This is a genomic window from Pseudomyxococcus flavus (genome assembly GCF_050038885.1).
Classification (GTDB): domain Bacteria; phylum Myxococcota; class Myxococcia; order Myxococcales; family Myxococcaceae; genus Myxococcus; species Myxococcus flavus.
In genome coordinates this window covers 8,080,211-8,098,712 of sequence record NZ_CP143624.1, presented here as the reverse complement: position 1 = coordinate 8,098,712, position 18,502 = coordinate 8,080,211, and the positions used below count along the sequence as shown (strand labels likewise).

At 67.6% G+C, this 18,502-nt stretch carries 11 protein-coding genes and 1 pseudogene; 8 read left to right on the top strand and 4 right to left on the bottom strand.

Annotated elements, in window-relative coordinates; genetic code table 11:
- Positions 1-47 precede the first annotated feature (47 nt).
- The 3 genes from VZL07_RS33875 to VZL07_RS33865 all read left to right on the top strand — a co-directional run bounded on the left by VZL07_RS33875 (position 48) and on the right by VZL07_RS33865 (position 3,092).
- Complete coding sequence (locus VZL07_RS33875) at positions 48-224, top strand: FmdB family zinc ribbon protein (protein WP_426752072.1); 177 nt, start codon at positions 48-50, stop codon at positions 222-224.
- A 29-nt stretch (positions 225-253) separates the two neighbouring features.
- Positions 254-1,357, top strand: a complete 1,104-nt coding sequence (locus VZL07_RS33870; protein ID WP_426752071.1) for a CapA family protein — start codon at positions 254-256, stop codon at positions 1,355-1,357.
- Positions 1,358-1,730: 373 nt separating this feature from the next.
- Positions 1,731-3,092, top strand: coding sequence for an ELWxxDGT repeat protein (locus VZL07_RS33865; protein WP_426752070.1), 1,362 nt, complete (start codon positions 1,731-1,733; stop codon positions 3,090-3,092).
- 313 nt (positions 3,093-3,405) lie between these two features.
- On the opposite strand, the gene VZL07_RS33860 is transcribed toward VZL07_RS33865, so the two are convergent.
- The 4 genes and pseudogenes from VZL07_RS33860 to VZL07_RS33845 form a co-directional block, all read right to left on the bottom strand.
- Positions 3,406-4,869 (bottom strand): RtcB family protein, encoded by a 1,464-nt coding sequence (locus VZL07_RS33860; RefSeq protein ID WP_426752069.1) that lies wholly within the window; start codon positions 4,867-4,869, stop codon positions 3,406-3,408.
- A gap of 30 nt (positions 4,870-4,899) precedes the next feature.
- On the bottom strand, positions 4,900-5,322 hold the full coding sequence (locus VZL07_RS33855) for an archease (RefSeq protein WP_426752068.1): 423 nt from the start codon (positions 5,320-5,322) through the stop codon (positions 4,900-4,902).
- 63 nt (positions 5,323-5,385) lie between these two features.
- A complete protein-coding gene (locus tag VZL07_RS33850) occupies positions 5,386-6,723 on the bottom strand; it encodes an MBL fold metallo-hydrolase (protein ID WP_426752067.1) in 1,338 nt (445 codons plus the stop codon).
- Between the two features lie 173 nt (positions 6,724-6,896).
- Positions 6,897-8,021: pseudogene (locus tag VZL07_RS33845) on the bottom strand (IS3 family transposase).
- Positions 8,022-9,190: 1,169 nt separating this feature from the next.
- On the opposite strand from VZL07_RS33845, the gene VZL07_RS33840 reads away from it, so the two are divergent.
- From VZL07_RS33840 to VZL07_RS33820, 5 genes are read left to right on the top strand one after another with little or no spacing between them, the layout of a single operon-like run.
- A complete protein-coding gene (locus VZL07_RS33840) occupies positions 9,191-10,408 on the top strand; it encodes an HlyD family secretion protein (RefSeq protein WP_426752066.1) in 1,218 nt (405 codons plus the stop codon).
- Between the two features lie 2 nt (positions 10,409-10,410).
- Positions 10,411-13,140: an ATP-binding cassette domain-containing protein gene (locus VZL07_RS33835; protein ID WP_426752065.1), complete on the top strand. Its 2,730-nt coding sequence runs from the start codon at positions 10,411-10,413 to the stop codon at positions 13,138-13,140.
- A complete protein-coding gene (locus tag VZL07_RS33830; RefSeq protein WP_426752064.1) occupies positions 13,137-15,248 on the top strand; it encodes an ATP-binding cassette domain-containing protein in 2,112 nt (703 codons plus the stop codon). Before VZL07_RS33835 ends, VZL07_RS33830 begins: the two co-directional genes overlap by 4 nt.
- Complete coding sequence (locus tag VZL07_RS33825) at positions 15,245-16,744, top strand: TolC family protein (protein WP_426752063.1); 1,500 nt, start codon at positions 15,245-15,247, stop codon at positions 16,742-16,744. The genes VZL07_RS33830 and VZL07_RS33825 overlap by 4 nt, the downstream gene beginning before the upstream one ends.
- A gap of 6 nt (positions 16,745-16,750) precedes the next feature.
- Entirely contained in the window at positions 16,751-18,499 is a 1,749-nt protein-coding gene (locus VZL07_RS33820; RefSeq protein ID WP_426752062.1) for a hypothetical protein, read from the top strand.
- The last annotated feature ends 3 nt before the right edge of the window (positions 18,500-18,502 follow it).

Below are 18,502 nucleotides of genomic sequence, written 5' to 3'. Positions count from 1 at the left end.
CGCCCGCGAGCCGTGCGGTGACCTCCAGTGCAACGGAGGGGAAACGCATGCCTGTCTACGAGTACTTCTGCCGCCAGTGCAAGGAGCCCTTCACCGAGGTCATGAGCGTGAAGGAGCACGACGAGAAGCTCCCCAGGTGCCCGAAGGGCCACGAGACGAAGGAGGTGGAGAAGCGCATCTCCACTGTCAACGCGGTCACGACCCGCAAGTCCGTGACCTACTGAGTGCCTGACAGCCTGTCCGCTCGTCGCGAATGGTCTCCCTCTTTCTCTGCGGCGACGTGATGACGGGGAGGGGCATCGACCAGGCGCTGCCCCACCCCGCCGCTCCCGAGCTTCATGAGTCCTACATCCGGGATGCTCGCGCCTATGTCACCCTGGCGGAGGAGCGCAACGGCCCGTTCCTCACGCCCCTGGGGTTCGCCGACCTGTGGGGCGACGCGCTCGTCGCGCTGAATCAATACGCCCCCGATGCGCGGATCATCAACCTGGAGACGAGCGTCACCACGAGCGACGAGTGGTGGCCGGACAAAGGCATCCATTACCGGATGAACCCTGCGAACGTGCCCTGCCTCACGGCGGCGCGAATCGACTGCTGCGTCCTGGCCAACAACCATGTGTTGGACTGGGGCTATCCAGGACTCCGGCAGACCCTGGCCACGCTGCGCGGCGCGGGCATCGCCACCGCGGGCCTGGGCGAGAACCTGGACGAAGCCTTGCGCCCCGCAGTGTTGGACGTCGGGCCTCGCGGGCGAGTCCTCGTGTTCTCCGTGGGAGAGGAAGGCAGTGGCATTCCTCCGCGGTGGGCAGCCACCGAGCACCGCCCCGGCGTGGCCTTCCTGCCCGACCTGTCCGTCGAGACGGCGCGGCACCTTGGCAGGCAGGTGACCGCCCATCGACGAGAAGGCGATGTCGTCGTCGTGTCCGTCCACTGGGGCGGAAACTGGGGCTATGCCGTGCCTGAAGCACAACGGACCTTCGCCCATGCGCTCATCGATGAGGCCGGTGTGGACATCCTCCACGGCCACTCTTCGCACCATTCCCGAGGCATCGAGGTCCACCAGGGCAAGCTCATCCTCTATGGCTGCGGAGACTTCCTGAACGACTACGAGGGCATCCATGGTTATGAGTCGTTCCGGAGCGACCTGGTCTTGATGTACCTCGTTTCGTTCGACGCACGGAGTGGACGGCTCGGTCACCTGAGAATGCGCCCCATGCAGTTGCACCAACTCCGGCCCCGACACGCGTCGCGTGAAGATGCGGAGTGGCTGCGGCGCGTGATGGATCGCGAGGGGCGGCGCCTGGGGACACGCGTGCACCTCGACGACACGGGTGCGCTGTTCCTCCAGTGGGCGTGACCTCCTGCGAGTGCAGTGAACGCCGCTGATGCGCTGCTGCCCCTTCTGAACATTGATGATGGATGCCCGATGCTTTCTCCGTGGCCGCGGCGAGGCGCCAGACCTACCCATGGCGCGCGGTCGTCCAGTTGAAAGCGCGGGGGGAAGCATGCGTGCATGGCGTCAGTGGATGGGTGTCTGGCTTCTGGCGATGGGCTGCGGGGAATCGGGCATGGATGAATCACCGCCTGACACGATCACTCCAGCGGATGTCTCGGCGCAATGGGAGGAACCGCTCCCCGAGCTCGGGCCGGCCTTCCTTCTGAAAGACATCTATCCTCCCCCTGAGGATCCGTTCCCGGGCCCTATCGGCGGACCATCCCCCACGGACCTGGTGGCGTTCCGCGGCAAGCTGTTCTTCTCCGCCATCGACTTCGAGGCAAGCCGCGGCGCGCTGTGGCGCAGTGAAGGCACGACCGCGAGCACCCGCCCGGTGAAGCGCCTCGTCGATCCGCCAGGACGCCTGACGGTGGTGGGAAAGAAGCTCTTCTTCACGGGAGGCTTCAGTGAGGAACATGGGAATGAGCTGTGGGTGAGCGATGGCACCATGGCGGGCACGCGGCTGGTCAAGGAGCTCTCGCCCGAGTCCGGCAGCGCGTTCCTGGAGAACTTCATCGCGGTGGGCGACTCGCTCTACTTCTTCCGGGTGGTCCGCCCGGCCATCATCGTCTCGGGCAACCTGGAGCTGTGGCGCAGCGACGGCACCACGGCGGGCACGGTGCGGGTGAAGGACCTGGGCCCGGAGGACGCCACGAACGGCCCGCTGGACCTGGAGAGCGTGGGCAACCGCCTCTTCATGAGCTTCGGTACGACGGAGACGGGCACGGAGCTGTGGGTCAGTGATGGGAGCGCCGCGGGGACCCATCTGGTGAAGGACATCCAGCCCGGGCCCGGGTCCTCGTTCCCGTTCAACCTGACCCAAGCGGCCGGAGTGCTCTACTTCTCCGCGGACGACGGCGAGCACGGTCGCGAGCTGTGGCGCAGTGACGGCACGGCCCAGGGAACGGAGCTCGTCGAGGACACCCGGCCCGGGCCCGAAGGTTCGGGGGCGCAGCCCTTCACCGTGTTCAAGAAGCGCCTCTACTTCGCGACGTTCACCCCGGACTACAGCGAGACCGAGCTCCGCAAGCTGGATCCGGATCCCTCCTGCCACCCACGCTCGCACCGCGTCGCGACCATCCCCAACCCCTATGCGGACGAACCGCGCGAGTTCTTCATCTTCGTGTCCTCGTCCACGGTGACGGAACGGAAGCTCTATTTCACGCTCTTCTACGACGTCGGCAGTCCTGCTCCGGCCGACGTCCAGCTCTGGAGGACGGACGGCACGGAACAGGGAACCAAGCTGCTGTACCAACCGCTGATCGTCTCGCCCGACCTGCGCGTCCCCACGCCGGTCCCCACCAACGACGGCCGCGTCGTCTTCTACGCCTTTGACGAGGCCCACGGTCACGAGCTGTGGGTGAGCAACGGGCAGCCCAGTGGCACGCGACTGCTGCAGGACATCCGTCCGGGGCCCGCGTCCTCCTATCCGCAGGACCTGATTCGAGCGGGCGACTTCATCTACTTCACGGCCCTGGATGACGTGCACGGCCGGGAGATCTGGGTGCTGCCCCTTGGCTGCGACGCGGACGGCCGCTCGGCGGCTGGCAAGGCCTGCCTTGCGGAACAGGGCGGCCTCGTCACCATGCCTCGATGACGGGCGCTCCCGGTCCGCGCCCTGGCGCAGTTCGAGAGGAAGTCTGAGGCCTCCTGCTTGCCGGGGGGCGCCAGCGACGGATGCGCATCACGCGTTGGGTGCGTGTGTCTGTTCCCGACAGGCGCACCGCCCTTGTCTCTTCCAAGGTCGGCCGGTGGAGTCCTCGGCCACTGTCACGGCGCCTTCTGGAAACACCGTCTGCGCTCCGAGCACCACGGCTCTCGTCGCTGGTGCCCCTTGTCCTACAGGAGCTTCCGGATGGCGAAGAGGGTCTGGTCAATCGAGTCCGACGGGCGGGCCCATGCCCCCGGGCTCAGCCTTTGAGCACCGCCAGAGGCACCAACCGCGCCACCTTCCGAGCGATCCCAGCCACCTCGACGACGTCCACCACCCGGTCCACGTCCTTGTAGGCCAGGGGCGCTTCCTCCGCGAGCTCCGCATTGGAGGGGCACTCCACGACGATGCCCTGACGATTCAGGGCTGCACGCAGCTCACGACCTACCACCTGGCGCTTGGAAGCAGCCCGGCTCAGGCGCCGGCCCGCCCCATGACAGGCGCTGCTGAGCGAGATGGTCTCGGATGCCCCCTGCCCCACCAGCACGAACGACGCCGTGCCCATGCTTCCGGGGATGAACACCGGCTGGCCGACCTGCCGGTAGGCTGCGGGCAGTTCGGGGTGTCCGGGGCCGAATGCCCGCGTCGCACCCTTGCGGTGCACGCAAAGCCGTTGGCCTCCGTGCGGCTCCAACTTCGCGATGTTGTGGGCCACGTCATAGACGATGCGAGGCCACGCAGCGGAACGGTCCCCGAGCCACCGTCGGAACACCTCGCGCACCCGGTGGGTGAGCACCTGCCGGTTGGCCCAGGCGAAGTTGGCCGCGGCGCACATGCCCGCGAAGTAGTCCTGGCCCTCCGCCGACGACAGCGGTGCACAGGCGAGCTGACGGTCCACCAGCCGGACGCCATCCTGGGCCAGAACGCGGTCCATGGTGCGCACGGCGTCCGTGCAGACCTGGTGCCCGAGTCCTCGCGATCCCGTGTGGATGAGCACGGTGAGCTGCCCCTCGAACAGACCGAGCGCTGAGGCGGACTCCGAGTCGAGGACGCGCTCCACCCGCTGCACCTCCAGGAAGTGGTTACCACCACCGAGCGTGCCAAGCTGGTCATGCCCGCGCTCCCGGGCCCGGACGGAGACCTTGGCCGCGTCGGCGCCCTTGAGGCAGCCGCCGGCCTCCAGGTAATCGACGTCCTCCCGTGTCCCCAGTCCCAGCGAGTCCACCAGATACGGGACGCCGTCGGTGAGCACCCGGTCCATCTGCTCGGGAGGCAGGGACAGACGGCCATGCCTCCCGAAGCCCGTGGGAATGCTACGAGCGAGGTCGTGAGCCACCTCCGGCAGGATGTCCTTCACGTCCTCGTGTCGAAGCCCGGTCGCCAGCAGCCTCACGCCGCAGTTGATGTCGAACCCGATGCCACCCGGCGAGATGACGCCGTCGGGCAGCAGCGTTCCTGCCACGCCGCCCACGGGGAAGCCGTAGCCCTCGTGCATGTCGGGCATGCCGATAGCGAAGCCCTGGATGCCCGGCAGCGTGGTGACATTGACGAGCTGGGGCACGCTGCGGTCCTGGACCATCTGCTGGAGCAGCTCCGAGTCCGCGACGATGCGGACTGGGACGCGCATGTCCTCTCGGAAGCCCTGACCCAATTCGTACAGGGCGGGCCCAATCTGTCGAATGAGCGGCTCGAGCCGCTGCGGGACTTCGGAAGTCGTCTCCATGCTTGCCTCACGACAAAGGGGGCCGGGGTGTCAGACGTCGAGGACGACCGTGGCCGTGAAGCCGTCGTCGTGCTCACTCAGCTCCAGGCCATGGAAGGTGGCGGCCTTCACAGCGGTCTTCAGCACGGAAGGCGAGACGCCGCGGATATGAGCGCGCAGCGACCGCGTGTGGAAGTCATCCACCACGAGGTCCGTGTAGACGCGCTTCTTCAGGTCCGAGCGGGCGATGAGCTCGTTGAGCCAGTCGACGAGCAGCGCTTCAGTGTCCGCTGCCACGAGCGTGACGCGCTCCACCGCCGAGTCCGGAGAGGGCTGCGGCAACGGTGCCTCGCCGAGCATGAGCTCCGCGAGCGCGAACCCGGCTTCCTCGAAGAGCTCCGGTAGTCCCGTGCCTGAGATGCGAAGCTGCACCTCACTCACGTGCGGTTCGAACTCATGCGTACCTGGCTCCACGGCCAGCTCCTTCCCGGGCCCGAGGTAGCCTCGCTCCCATCAGGCGATAACGTCGTTGGCGGATCACGAAGGCGACGGTGGAGCAGCGTCCTGCTCCTCAATCCCCGTGAGCCGCGTTGCTGGTTCGAAGTCGGCGTCCGACGGCGGGCCTGTCCGCACTGGAAGCTCCAGGCGCTGCCATGCCGACATGCCGCCCAGCACGTTCAACACTCGCTGGAAGCCGTTACGAAGCAGGATGCTCGTGGCGAGTCCAGAGCGGTAGCCGGTGCTGCACACCACCGCGACCGGAAGGTCGTCGCGCGGCCCCAGCTCGGGGAGGCGCTCCTCCAGCTCTGTCACATATGCATGCCGGGCATTCGGGATGTGGCCGTGCTCGAACTCCGAGCGCTCGCGCACGTCGAGCACCTGAGAACCCGCCAACTGGGAGAAGAGTGCCTCGGGTGTCAGCGTGCCGCTGCTCTCAATAGGCAACCCCGCGTTGCGCCATGTTCCAAATCCACCCGCGAGGACACCCTCCACCTGGTCGAGGCCGACCCGGGCCAGAGCCAGCACGGCGTCCCTTGAGTCCGCGTACTCAGGCAGGACGAGGAACAGCGGCGTGTCCGGCTGCGCCATCTGTCCACCGAACACGGACAGGCCCTGCATCCAGACATTCAGCGAGCCCGGAATGTGACCCCCCGCAAAGGCTTCGGGCTCACGCGCGTCCAGAACGAGGCCACTGTGGGATGCCCACTGAAAGCGGTTTGGATCCAGAAAGGGAATGGCGAAAGCGTCGGCGGAGAGCGGCACGCCCCCGCGCAGGTTCACCTCCTCCATTCGTGAGAAGTATGAGGGCCGGTGAATCCGTTCCATCACCTTTCGCTGTATGAAGTCGCTCCGGCTGGACGTGAACACGGGATTGTGCAGACGTTCGAAGCCCAGCGTCGTCAGCTCCCGATCCGCGATGCCGCTGCCACATACCGAACCTGCCCCGTGGGCGGGGAAGACGATCGCCTGGTCGCCCAAAGGCAAGAGCTTCTGGTGGAGGGAATCGTAGAGGAGTGCAGCGTTCTCATGAGTCCGCTCTGGCGCCGCCAGGTCCGTGCGCCCCGTCTCTCCAGCAACGAGCGCGTCGCCCGTAAAGACGCCCCAGGCCTGCGCATGGTGGGGGTCCAGGTAGACGGCCCAGCTCATGCTCTCCGGGGTGTGGCCCGGCGTATGGAACGCCACCAGGGTCAAGGAGCCGAGGTGTAGCCGCTCGCGCTCGCCCATCCGCACATCCGCATGGCCGGTGATGGGGTGCCGACCAGCCACCACCTGAGCGCCTGTAAGGCGCGCCAATTCCATGGTTCCCTGGATGAAGTCCTCCTGGCGGTGCGTCTGGAGAACGTAGCGCAGCCGCAGCCCGCGCCGCAGGAGCACGTCGAGGTAGACGTCCACTGAGGTGGACCCCATCGGCTGGACCACTTTGGGGCAATCCATCTTTGCGCCTGAGCCGACGGTGAGAGTGTGTTGATACGTCGTCGTCGTGGTCGTGTCGAGGGGGGCGCGGGGGGAGACTCGTAACCTGTGGATAGCTGTGGAGGCCTGTGGAGTCACGCCGCGTGCTCGATGAGGCCGGTGCGGTAGACATGCATGGGCGTGCGGTACCCGAGCGCCTGGTGCGGGCGCTCGAGGTTGTAGAAGCGCAGCCAGCGGCCCACGCCCGCCCAGGCCTGGCGCACGTCGGCGTAGGCGTTGAGATAGACCTCCTCGTACTTGAGGCTGCGCCAGAGCCGCTCGACGAAGATGTTGTCCACGCACCGGCCCTTGCCGTCCATGCTGATGCGCACCTGCTGCCCCTTGAGCACCGCGAGCCAGTCCTTGTCCGTGAACTGCGCCCCCTGGTCGGTGTTGAAGATGCTGGGAGGTCCATGGTGGCGCAGGGCCTCTTCGAGAGCCTCGATGCAGAAGTCCGTCGAGAGCGTGTTGGACACGCGCCAGGCCAGCACCGCCCGGCTGAACCAGTCCATGATGGCCACCAGGTACGCCCACCCGTACGCCAGCGGCACGTACGTGATGTCGGCCGCCCAGGCTTGGTTCGGCTTCACGATAGCCAGCCCTCGAAGCAGGTACGGGTAGACGGGATGCTCCGGGTGGGGCCGGCTGGTATGCGGCCCAGGTGCCATCCCCTCCAGGCCCATGAGGCGCATGAGCCGCTGCACGCGCTTGCGGTTCACCTCGTGCCCCTCGTGCTGGAGCACCACCGTCATGCGGCGGCTGCCGTAGAAGGGCCGCGCCAGGTACAGCTCGTCGATGCGGCGCATGAGCTGGAGCTCCTCGGCGTTCACTTCGATGGGCTGGTAGTAGAGCCCCGAGCGCGAGACCTGGAGCAGGTCGCACTGCTTGCGCACCGAGAGCGTGTCGAGTCCGGGCTGCACCATCGCTCGCCTCTCGCTCAGCGGGAGCGCTGCAGCCCGCGCGCTAAAAAATCGCGCTCCACCGTCAGCTCGCCGATTTTCCGCAGCAGTTCGTCCTGCACCTTCTCGGCGTCCCGCCCCGCGGCCTCGGTGGTGAAGGCCGTGGCCGCCTTCTCCAGCAGCTGCTTCTTCCACTGGCCCACCAGCACCGGGTGCACCCCGTGCCGGCGCCCCAGCTGCGCTCTCCTTCTCCTGCAGCGCCTCCAGCGCTACGCGCGCCTTGAACTCCGGGTCGAACCGCTTCTTGTTCCTCTGCTTCATGGCCGTTCTCCTACGTGGGAGTCGGCTCAAAACGCAAAGATGGGGGTGGTCCAAAAAACGGGGTCCACTTCACACGTCACGCCGAGGGTCGACGACGAGTGCATCGCCCTTACTGCCCAGGATGTAGGCGAGATGGGCAAGGCCCTCCGTCTTGATGGCCTGGAAGTACATGACCTGTTCTCCCCTCCTGACGATGGTCGCCAGGCCTGGGGAAGAGGAGCGTGGACACGACGGGGCACTGGCTGCCTGTCACGGCCGGAGCCGGGCCAGGAACGGGTCGCCGCCCCAGCCTCCGTGCTCCCGGATGCCTGAAGACGTTGACCGCTGTCTCCGCGAGCGCCCGCCGCTTCGCCATGCCCACGGGCGAATGCGGAAAGCAGGGAGTGTGTCGAGCGTCTACATGCAGCAGGCCACCTTCGCCTCGCTTCGGACTTTCAGCGCGGTTGCACTTTGGGTGTGCGCCTTCACACCGTGCACGCCTCAAGCATTGCGAGTCAGCCCGGGCCGTCAGGGTTGCGATTCGCACTAGCCGAGGGTGGCTGACTCAGCAGGTCGGAGGATGGTTCTAAGTCATTTCCAGCAGGCCGATTCGCTCATCCATGCTGGCGCGGCACACGGCGGAGCAGGGACAAAATGGCGGGCGAACCTACCCAACTTGCGAAGTTGAGGTTGAGGTACGACCCGACTCCGGGAAGCCACGAGACTGGCACAACAACCGCCCAGGAGAGCCCTGGCATCTCCGGTTCAAGCGCACGAGAGATCCTGGCGCAACCTGGCAGGAACGAGCACCTGCGAGAGCAAGACGTTGCCAGAAATGAGAAGAGGAGTTGATGGAAAATCCCCACCAACCCCCCTCTGGTAATCTGAAACGAGGAACGCCCAGACTCAACAGCGGGCGTCAAAACGACTGACTACTAGCGCGCCTTCGGGCCGCCGCGAACGTGGATCTTGATCTTCATGTCGTGCCTCCTTTCGAGTTGAACGCTATGTGTAGTGGAAACTGAATGTCAAATCGAACCAATGAATAATGTGCAACGCATTGCGGCGATGCGGACGACGTCCTGCGTCGCATCGAGGTGCCCGTAGTCAGACAATGGGGCGTGAATTACAAAGCAGTGGCCGAGGTGTTGACAGGGCGCGGCCATTAAGGCGACTTTGTTTGACGGACCATGGCATATCCCTTCGAGCGGACCCTTCGTTCCCTGAACTACGAGTCGGACACGCGCCTCGTGTTCGTCGCTCTGATGGTGTTATGCGCTGGCGGGCTCATCGCCTGGTCGCTGTTCGCCCAGGTCCCGCTCGTCAAGGCCAGCTCACAGGCCCGGATCGAGCCACACAATGCCGTCCATCGCATCGAGCCGCCCAGCGCGGGCAGGGTCGTGCTCTCGCGGCTCAAACTCGACCAGGAGGTCAAGGAAGGCGACCTTCTCATCGAGTTCGACGCACGGGCCGAGCGCCTCGAACTCGAGCGGACCAAGGCGACGCTCGCCGCGACCGAGAAGGAGCTCGCCATCATCCGCCAGCAGATCTCCAACAAGCACGAAGAGGCGGCTTTGACGGCGCGGGTGGACGAGGTCGCAGTCAAGGAGGCGCTGGAGAGGGAGCAGGAGCTCGCGCCCAGGCACCGGCTCGCGGTGGAACGCGCGCAGCTTGCCCTCAATAGCCCGACGGGCGCGGTCTCGGAGATGGAGAAGCTCGAGCGCAAGACCGACGTCGACGCGCTCCGCTTCGCGCAGACGGCGCAGGGCCTGGCGCTCATTCGACTGCGGCGCGAGCAGGACGTGCGCCGTCAAGCCCTCGCCGCGCAGCTGCTGGAACTCGAGCGCGAGGCGCTGGGCGCCGAGGGGCGGATCCGGGAGCTTCAGGGCACCATCGACCGCCTTGAGTACCAGATCGAGCGGAAGCTGTACCGGGCGCCGGCCACGGGCCACATGGTCGACGTGGCGGAGCTCGGCGCGGGAGCGTTCATCGCCGACGGGCAGCGGGTCGGCACCATCGTCGCGAGCAATGCCGAGGTGCGGGTGCGCGCCCGTTTCCCGAAGGAGGTCGTCGGATTGATCCATCCCGGTCAAACGGCGCGCCTCAAGCTCGACGGCTACCCGATGACCATCTACGGGACAGTCCCCGCCAGGGTGACGGCCGTCGGGACCGAGCCCGGCCAGACCGCCACGCCCGAGGCCATCCCCGGTACGGTGCGCGTCGAGCTCAAGTTCGCACCGCCGGACGATCCGCGCATCCAGCTGCGCCACGGCATGACCCTGGCGGTGGAGGTCGAGGTCGCGCGGGCGTCGCCTGTCGCGCTGCTGATGCGGGCGGTCGGCGAATGGAATCCGCAGCCTGAAGCACTGCCCGTGACCGTGTTCCGGCCCGAAGCCGAGGCCCGCTGACCATGACTCCTCCCAGGCGCCGGCGCTCGATCATTCCCGAGGTGATCCAGATCTCGGCGACGGATTGCGGCCCCGCTTCACTCAAGAGCCTGTTCGCGGGGATGGGCGCCGAGCTCAACTATCGCGTCCTTCGCGAAGTGTGTCAGACGGACGTCGATGGCACCTCGATCGTCACGTTGGATGAAGTCGCGAACCAGCTCGGGCTCGACTCCGAGCAGGTGATGCTTCCGCTCGATCACGTGATGGTCCCCGAAGCCAAGGCGCTTCCCGCCATCATCGTCACGCTCAGCGCGGGAGGACGGCCGCACTTCGTGGTGCTGTGGAATCGCGTCGGCCCGTTCATCCAGGTCATGGATCCTGCGGCGGGCCGTCACTGGACCCGGATTTCGACGCTGCTGAGCCACCTGTACCAGCACACCACGTCCGTTCCGGCGACCGGCTGGCGCGAATGGGCCGGGTCCGAGGAGGCGGTCGCGACGTTCGAGCGCCGCCTGCTGAACCTGGGTGCGACGCAGGCGCGGGCGCTGGTTGCCCGGGCGCTCGAGGACCCCGGGTATCTGTCGATCGCCAGGCTCGACGCCGCGTGCCGGGCGTCCGAAGCGATGATCCGCGCGGGCGCCGTCCGGCGAGGCCGGACGGCGGCGGGTCTGCTGCAATCCATGATGGCGAAGGACGATTCCGGCGAAGTGCCCATCCCCGCTGCCTATTGGTCCGTTCGCCCCAACCCCGAGGTGGAGGGCGAGCTGTCGATGACCGGCGCGGTGCTGATGCGGGTTCGCGGTTGGCGCGAGGCTTCGCGCGCGGGCGAAGACGCGCCGAGAGCCGTGCTCGCGAGCGACCTGGCGACGGAGATTGTCGCCAAGCAGACGAGCCCGGCGCGAACGCTGCTCCGCCTGCGAGGCGAAGATTCGTGGGTCGTTCCGGGCCTGATTGCGGTGGGGCTGGTGTTCGCCACCTTCGGGCGAATCCTGCAAGCGCTGATGCTCCGTGGCGTGCTCGACCTGGGGCGCGACCTCGGCACGTTCGCGCAGCGTGCGACGGGCATGGCCGTTCTCGCGGGCGTCGCGCTCTGCTTCATGCTCATCCAAATCCCCATTTCCTTGGGATTGCTCGGCATCGGCCGCCGGCTCGAGGTGCGGCTGCGGAAGGCGTATTTCGAGAAGCTCCCCGAGATGGAGGACCGGTATTTCCAGAGCCGGCTCGCCTCCGACATGGCGTCTCGCACGCACAACATCCAGGCGATGCGGTCGCTGCCGCTCCTGCTCGCGCAGGCATTGATCCTATCGCTCGAAGTCGCGAGCATCACCGCCGCGCTCATCTGGGCCGCACCGCACGAATGGCACCTCGTGCTCGCGCTCGCGGCGGTCACGCTGCTCGTGCCCCTGGTCGCGCAGAAGCTGCTCTTCGAGCCTGACCTGCGCGTGCAGATGCACGCAGGCGCGCTCAGCGGATTCACCCTGAACGCGCTCGTCGGGCTCACGCCGATCCGGATCCACGGCGCCGAGCGGTCGCTGCGCCGCGCGCAGGAGACCTTGCTCGTCAGCTGGACCAAGGCGCGCTATTGGCTCCAGACGCTGTCGGTCGGGTTCGAAGGCGGGCTGATGCTGGTGAGCTACGGCCTCGTCATGCTGCTCGTCTATTCGTACCTCGCGGGCACCGATCGGGCTTCGCTGGTGCTGTTGGTCGTCTATTGGGCGCTGCGGTTGCCCATCCTCGGCCAGCGGCTGATGCTGCTGAGCCGCGCGTTCCCGAATGCGATGAACCGGGTTCGCCGGCTCCTCGACATCATCGGCGACATCAAGGATCCGCCGGCCCGGCCCGAGGCGCCAGTGCAGGAACCTGTCGCGTCCGCGGACGCCGCGAGCGGCGTTTCGATCGTGATGGAGAAGGTCCGCGTGAAAGGTGGCGGTCACACCATCCTCGACAAGGTCTCCTTGAACATCGCCCCGGGCGAGCACGTGGCCGTGGTCGGTGTCTCCGGAGCAGGCAAGTCGACGCTGGTCGGCCTTTTGCTCGGCTGGCTCCGGCCGGCGCGCGGCGAGATCAAGGTCGACGGGCAGGTGCTCGATCAGGCCGCTGTCGAGCGGCTGCGGCGCACCACCGCCTGGGTGGATCCGGCAATCAGTCTCTGGAACCAGAGCCTCATCGACAACCTCCGGTATGGCAACGACGGCGCGCACGGCTGGTCACTGTCGGGGGCGCTCAAGGGCGCCGAGATGCTCGACCTCCTCGAGGCGCTTCCAGACGGGCTGCAGACGTCGTTGGGCGAAGGCGGAGGGCTGGTCTCGGGCGGCCAAGGTCAGCGCGTGCGCCTGGCTCGCGCGATGCTTCGCTCCGGCGTGCGCCTGGCCATCCTCGACGAGCCCTTTCGCGGTCTCGATCGCGACCGGCGCGCGCGGCTCCTCGCCGAGTCCCGGCGGCTCTGGGCGGACATCACGCTCCTCTGCGTCACCCACGACGTCGAGCACACCCAGGAGTTCGATCGCGTGCTCGTGATCGAGAACGGTCGGATCCTCGAGAACGGGCCGCCGAAGGAGCTGCTCGCGAACAAAGAGTCGCGGTACGCCGCGCTCCTTCGCGCCGACCAGGAGAATCGCACACTGCTCTGGGGCGATGGGCGCTGGCGCCATTGGTGGCTTTCGGACGGCCAGCTGGTGGAGAGGCCGGCGCCGAAGCCAGTGGAGACGCCGGTCGCGGAGCCCGTCGCAGGCGAGTTGGAGCTGGTGGGATGACGCGCTCGCACTCCGACCTGTTGTGGCCGGTCGAGCGACTGCCCGACGCGCTGGAGCAGCTGGCGCAGCGGCAAGGCTATGGCAGGGCCGCGGGCGAGATCGCCCCGCCCGCGGCGGCCGTCGAGCCGAGCCGGGTCTGGATGTTCGCGCTCGGAGATCGACTCGGCGTGGAGCTCGAGCCGATCACGCCGCTCTACCACGAGCTGCCCGACGTCCTCGAACGCGCCGCGCCCTGCATCCTCCAGGTCCGGCGAGACGGCGTCCCGTCCTATCTGGTGCTGCTGGGGACGCGGCGCGGGAAGCTGCGCCTGCTCGCGCGCGACGCCACGGTGGTTTCGGTCCAGCGGAAGATCGCGCTCACGCTCCTGCGCGAAGAGCAGGAAGCCACCGTCGCCGAGGTGGACCAGTTACTCAGCGGCGTGGAGATGTCACCCCGTGCGCGCGAGCACGCCCGCTCACAGATGCTGCTGCAGCGGCTCGGCCAGGCGCAGCTGCGCACCGGCTGGATCATGCGCCCCAGGCGCACTGCGAGCCGGCGGACGCTGCTCGGCGACATCCCGTCGCTCGTCGCCGGCATCCTCGTGAGCCACACGCTCCTCTCGCTGGTGCTGGCTGGCTCGTTCTGGTTGCTCGGGCGCGCCGCGCTCCAGGCCCGCCTCGAGACCGGCTGGTTCCTGGGGTGGATCGCCGTGATCGCGTGCTCGATTCCGCTCCGCATGCTCGAGGTGTGGTGGCAGGGCGTGTTCTCGATCCGGCTCGGAACGCTGCTGAAGCAGCAGCTCCTTGCGGGAACCCTCAAGCTGACCCCCGACGAGGTGCGGCTCGACGGCATCGGCCGCCACTTCGGCCGCGTCGCCGAGGCCGACGTCGTCGAGCAGCTCGCGGTCGGCGGTGCCCTGCTCGCGGTGTTGTCGCTCGTCGACTTGATCCTGGCGGGCGTCATCCTCGTGCTCGGGGCGGGAGGGTGGCCCCAGGCGATGGTGCTCGTCCTGTGGGTCGTGGTCGCGTTCGTCCTCGCGCGCCGCCACTACGGCGTCCAGCGGGCGTGGTCGAGCGCGCGCGTCGATATCACCCACGACCTGCTCGAGCGCATGCTCGGCCATCGAACGCGGCTGGCGCAGCTTCCGCTCGAGCGCTGGCACGATGGCGAAGACGTCCGCTTGAGCTCCTACTCCGAGCTCTCGAAGGTCATGGATCGCCGGACCATGCAGCTGACCGCGCTCCTGCGCGACGGCTGGTTGGTGCTCGCGCTGCTGACCTTGCTGCCGGCGTTCAGCATCGGTACGGCCAATGCCAGCGCGCTGGCGGTGTCCGTGGGCGGCATCTTGCTCGCGCTGCGAGCCTTCGACGAGGTCGCCGTCTACTTCCAGCAGGTCTCCCAGGCGGCGGTGTCGTTCGAGCAGATCCGCGACTTGTTGCTCGCGGTGGGCCGCCCCGAGCTCGAATCGAAAGTCCCTCTCGAAATGGAGGGAGGCAAGCCCACCGACGCCGCCGGCGGACCCCTCATCGAGGCGCGGGGCGTGACCTTCCGGCATGACGCGCGCACCCGGCCGGTGCTCGAGAACTGCTCGTTCCAGATCGCGCAGGGCGACCGCATCCTGCTGGAGGGCCCGTCGGGCGGTGGCAAGTCGACGCTGGTGTCGCTGTTGACGGGCCTGAGGACACCGCAGGGCGGTGTGATGCTGCTGCACGCGTTGGACCGCGCGACGTTCGGCGCCTCGGGCTGGCGCAAGCGCATCACCGCCGCGCCGCAGTTCCACGAGAACCACGTCCTGTCCGGCAGCTTCGCGTACAATCTCCTGCTCGGGCGCGAGTGGCCGACCTCGCCCGAGCTGCGGGCCAAGGCCGCCGCGCTGTGCAAGGAGCTCGGGCTGGACGAGCTGGTCGCCAAGATGCCCTCCGGCCTCGAGGAGATGATCGGCGAGACCGGCTGGCAGCTCTCGCACGGCGAGAAGAGCCGGCTCTACATCGCGCGCACGCTGCTGCAGGGGGTCGAGCTGGTCATCCTCGACGAGAGCTTCGCCTCCCTCGATCCCGAGACCATGCGGGTCGCGCAGCGCTGCGTCCTCAACCACGCGAAAGCCCTCGTGGTCGTCAGCCACCCATGAGACTTCGATCTACGCTCGCCCTCCTCGCGATGACCTGCTCCGGTTGCGAGCTGATCCGTCCCGTCGTCGTCAAACCGCCTCCGACGCCGAGCAGCTACTCGACCGCCAGCGAACTGCGCACCGAGCCGCCTCAACCGTCCAGCGCACCCGAGGGCGGGGTTCCAAGCCCTCGGCCGTCGAAGGAGGGCGTGCCCGCGCAGCCAGCCGAGCGCGTCACCCAGGACGCAGTCTGGTGGACGGCGTTCGCCGATCCGGCTCTCGACGCGGCCATCCAGGAGTGCTTCGGCGACAACCTGGTCCTGCGCGAAGTGCGGGAGCTGATCTACGAGAACCAGCTCGACCCCAACGTGCCGCAAGGTTGGTGGTACCCGCTCCAGGTCGGCATCCTGAACCCGGCGGGGCTGAGTCATGTCGTCGCCAACGCCAACCTTCCGCCCGCGCCGCCAACCCGGGCCGAGTACAACCTCGCCAACGTCGGTTTCGGCCTGACCTACCAGGTCGACCTGTTTGGAGCCCTCGGTGCGCAGCGGCGCGCGGGATTGAACTTCGCCGAGCAGCAGCGGCAGCTCACCGAGGGCCGCATCCAGGACCTCGCGGTGCGGGTCACCCAGGTCTGGTTCGACATCCTCGAGGCCCGCGCGCTCCGGGACCTCACGCTGCGGCAGATTGACTACAACAAGGAACTGCTCCGGCTGATTCGAGCGCGGTTCGAGCAGCACCTCACGCCCCGGCTCGTGGTGCTGCAGCAGGAGCAGTTGCTGGTGAACCTCGAATCGCAGGTGCCGCTGATCGCCACCCGGAACGCGCTCTTGAATTCGGAGCTGAAGGCGCTGCTGGGCCGGGTACCCACCCCCGCCGACGACGTCATTCCACTCGATCGACAGCTTCCCGATCTCCCGCCCCCACCGAAACTCGGAACGCCGGGCGACCTGAACGTGAACACGCCCGAGATGCGGCTCGCGGAGCTTCGCGTCGCCGAGGTCGAGCACCGCATCAACGCGAACCTGGCGAGCTGGCTTCCGACGATTCAACTGGTGGGCAACGTGGGCGCTTTGAAGGTCGGCCTCTCGGAGCCGGCCCTGGCCGAGTCCGTCGTCGGGGTGAACCTGACCTGGGCCCTGTTCGATGGAAGGCGCGTCACCGAGTACATGCGACTGCCGATCCAGCTCCAGCGTCGCGAAATCCAATACCAGCTCGCGCTGCACACCGCGATCGGACGGGTGCAGGATGCCGTGGTTCGGGAGGAGAACGAGGCGACGAGCCTGCGCAGCCTGCGTGCGCAGGTCCAGCTCGGGCAGCAGCTCCTGAACGAGGCGAGGCGGCTCTTCGAGCAGGGGCATTCGGACTATCTGACGGTGCTCACCGCCCTGACGAATCTGGTCGGGCTCGAGCGCGCAAGTCTGCAAGCGCAACGGCTGCTGCTCAACCATCGCGTCGAGGTCTATCGCTCGCTCGGCGGCACCTGGTCGCGCGACGTCACACTGAAGCGGGAGTGAGAAGCCATGGCACAGCTGCAAGCGGATGAGATGCTCTACATTCCCAATCGAAGGCGGCTCACGCACGACCGGCTCGATTCAGGGAATGGCCAGCAGGTCCTGCACCTCTTCTATGGCGAGGTGGAGCTCATCTTCGACGAGCCGGACATCGCGCCCCTGGGCGAGAAGCTGCTCCAGGTCGAGCAATTTCAAGCCTCCGACGCCATGGCGTGGTCGGACGGCGCGCCCCATTCCTGGGACAAGATCCGGGACCTGCTCGAAACATTGATCGAACAGCGGGTGTTGAGGCGAGTCTCGGATGCGCCCACGGGCCGCACCGCGGTGTCCTTCCCTGAGCGGTTGGGTGAGGTGCCAGCTGGGCGTGAGCCGCTCACGTTCAGTGCCCGCGACAACCGTTGCCCTGTGCTGACCGAACAGGCGTTCGGACGGGCGTTCGAGCTCTCGAACCTCGAGGTGGTCGTGCCGGTCTACCGCGTGGCGCATCCGGCGCTCGACGGTGACGGCCGGCAAGTGGGCGAGAACAACGTCGCACCGCGCACCTTGTTCCTCGATCTCCCCACCGTGCGCAAGCAGTGCCACTACGCGGGGAGCCGGTACCAGAGCGAACGCCCGATGAACGTAACCGCGATGAAGGCCATGGCGCGTCAGTGGCCGGACCTGCTCTCGCTGACCGAGCAGTTCCGCAGGGCCTTCCTCGCGCGCATGCCGCCCCGGACCCCGGGCGTGCTCACCGCGGGCGAGCTCCACATGATGGTCGTCTGCACGCTCGCGTCGGTCGGGTACGTGCTGGTGCGGGGCACCCATCCGGTGCCGAACGGAGAGCTCGACAGCGGGCTCGCGGCCATGTTCCGGCTGATCGACGGAGTTCGCCTGGTCACCAACGACCTGGTGCGCGACGCCCCCGAGCAGCCCGTCACCGCGCAATCGATCGTGGACTATGCCGAGCGTCACGCGGTCTTCCATGGTCCGCACGGCGTGTGCGCCGGGCCGCCGGCGCTGATCAACGAATATATGCAGGTGTTGACCGGCTCGGCCCCGGCGCCCATCGAGGCCCAGCCCGACATCGCAGCGCGCCTCGGCGATCTCGACGCCGCGCTCGATTACGGCCTGCTCGGGCAGCGCGTCGAATCGGTGGTCCGCTTCCTCGGCGCGACCCAGGGGCTGCTCCACGAACGGCTCCGGGCGGCGTTCGCCGGACACCTCCCGCGCACCGCGCTGCAAGAGTGCGTGGAGGCGCCCATCGATGTCGCGCATTACCCGTTGCTCCGGGACGATTTCCCACTCGCCGAGACATACCAGCGCGAGATCAAGCTCAGCCGCTGGTTGTTCGCGCGCATCGGCGAGGCGTTCCCCGGCACGCCACAGGGCACCTCGCTGGATGAGCTGGCGAAGCTGGATCCCGCCGAGCAGGCCACGAGCCAGCGGCGACTGGCCGAGCTCTTCGCGCATGGGCTGCCGGGAGACAAGGTCGTGGCGGAGCCCCTCTGCGGTGAGCTCGCTGGCGTCGCTGCCAGCGCGTTCGCCCTCGAGCGCCGGTGCCTGCGCGTCGTCGAGCGCGAGCAAGCGATGCTGAACCAGCGGCTCCGGCGCCCGGATCATCCCCTGACCGGCGCAGACCTGGCTGTGTTCACGCGGCCGCGCAATGGCCCCCCGCTGGCGGAGACCCTCGCGCGCGGCCTGGGCGTCTCGGTCACCAGCGACTCTGCCTCGACAGTGCTGGGCTACGGTGAGAGCAGCCTCACGTTGAAGGACTAGAGG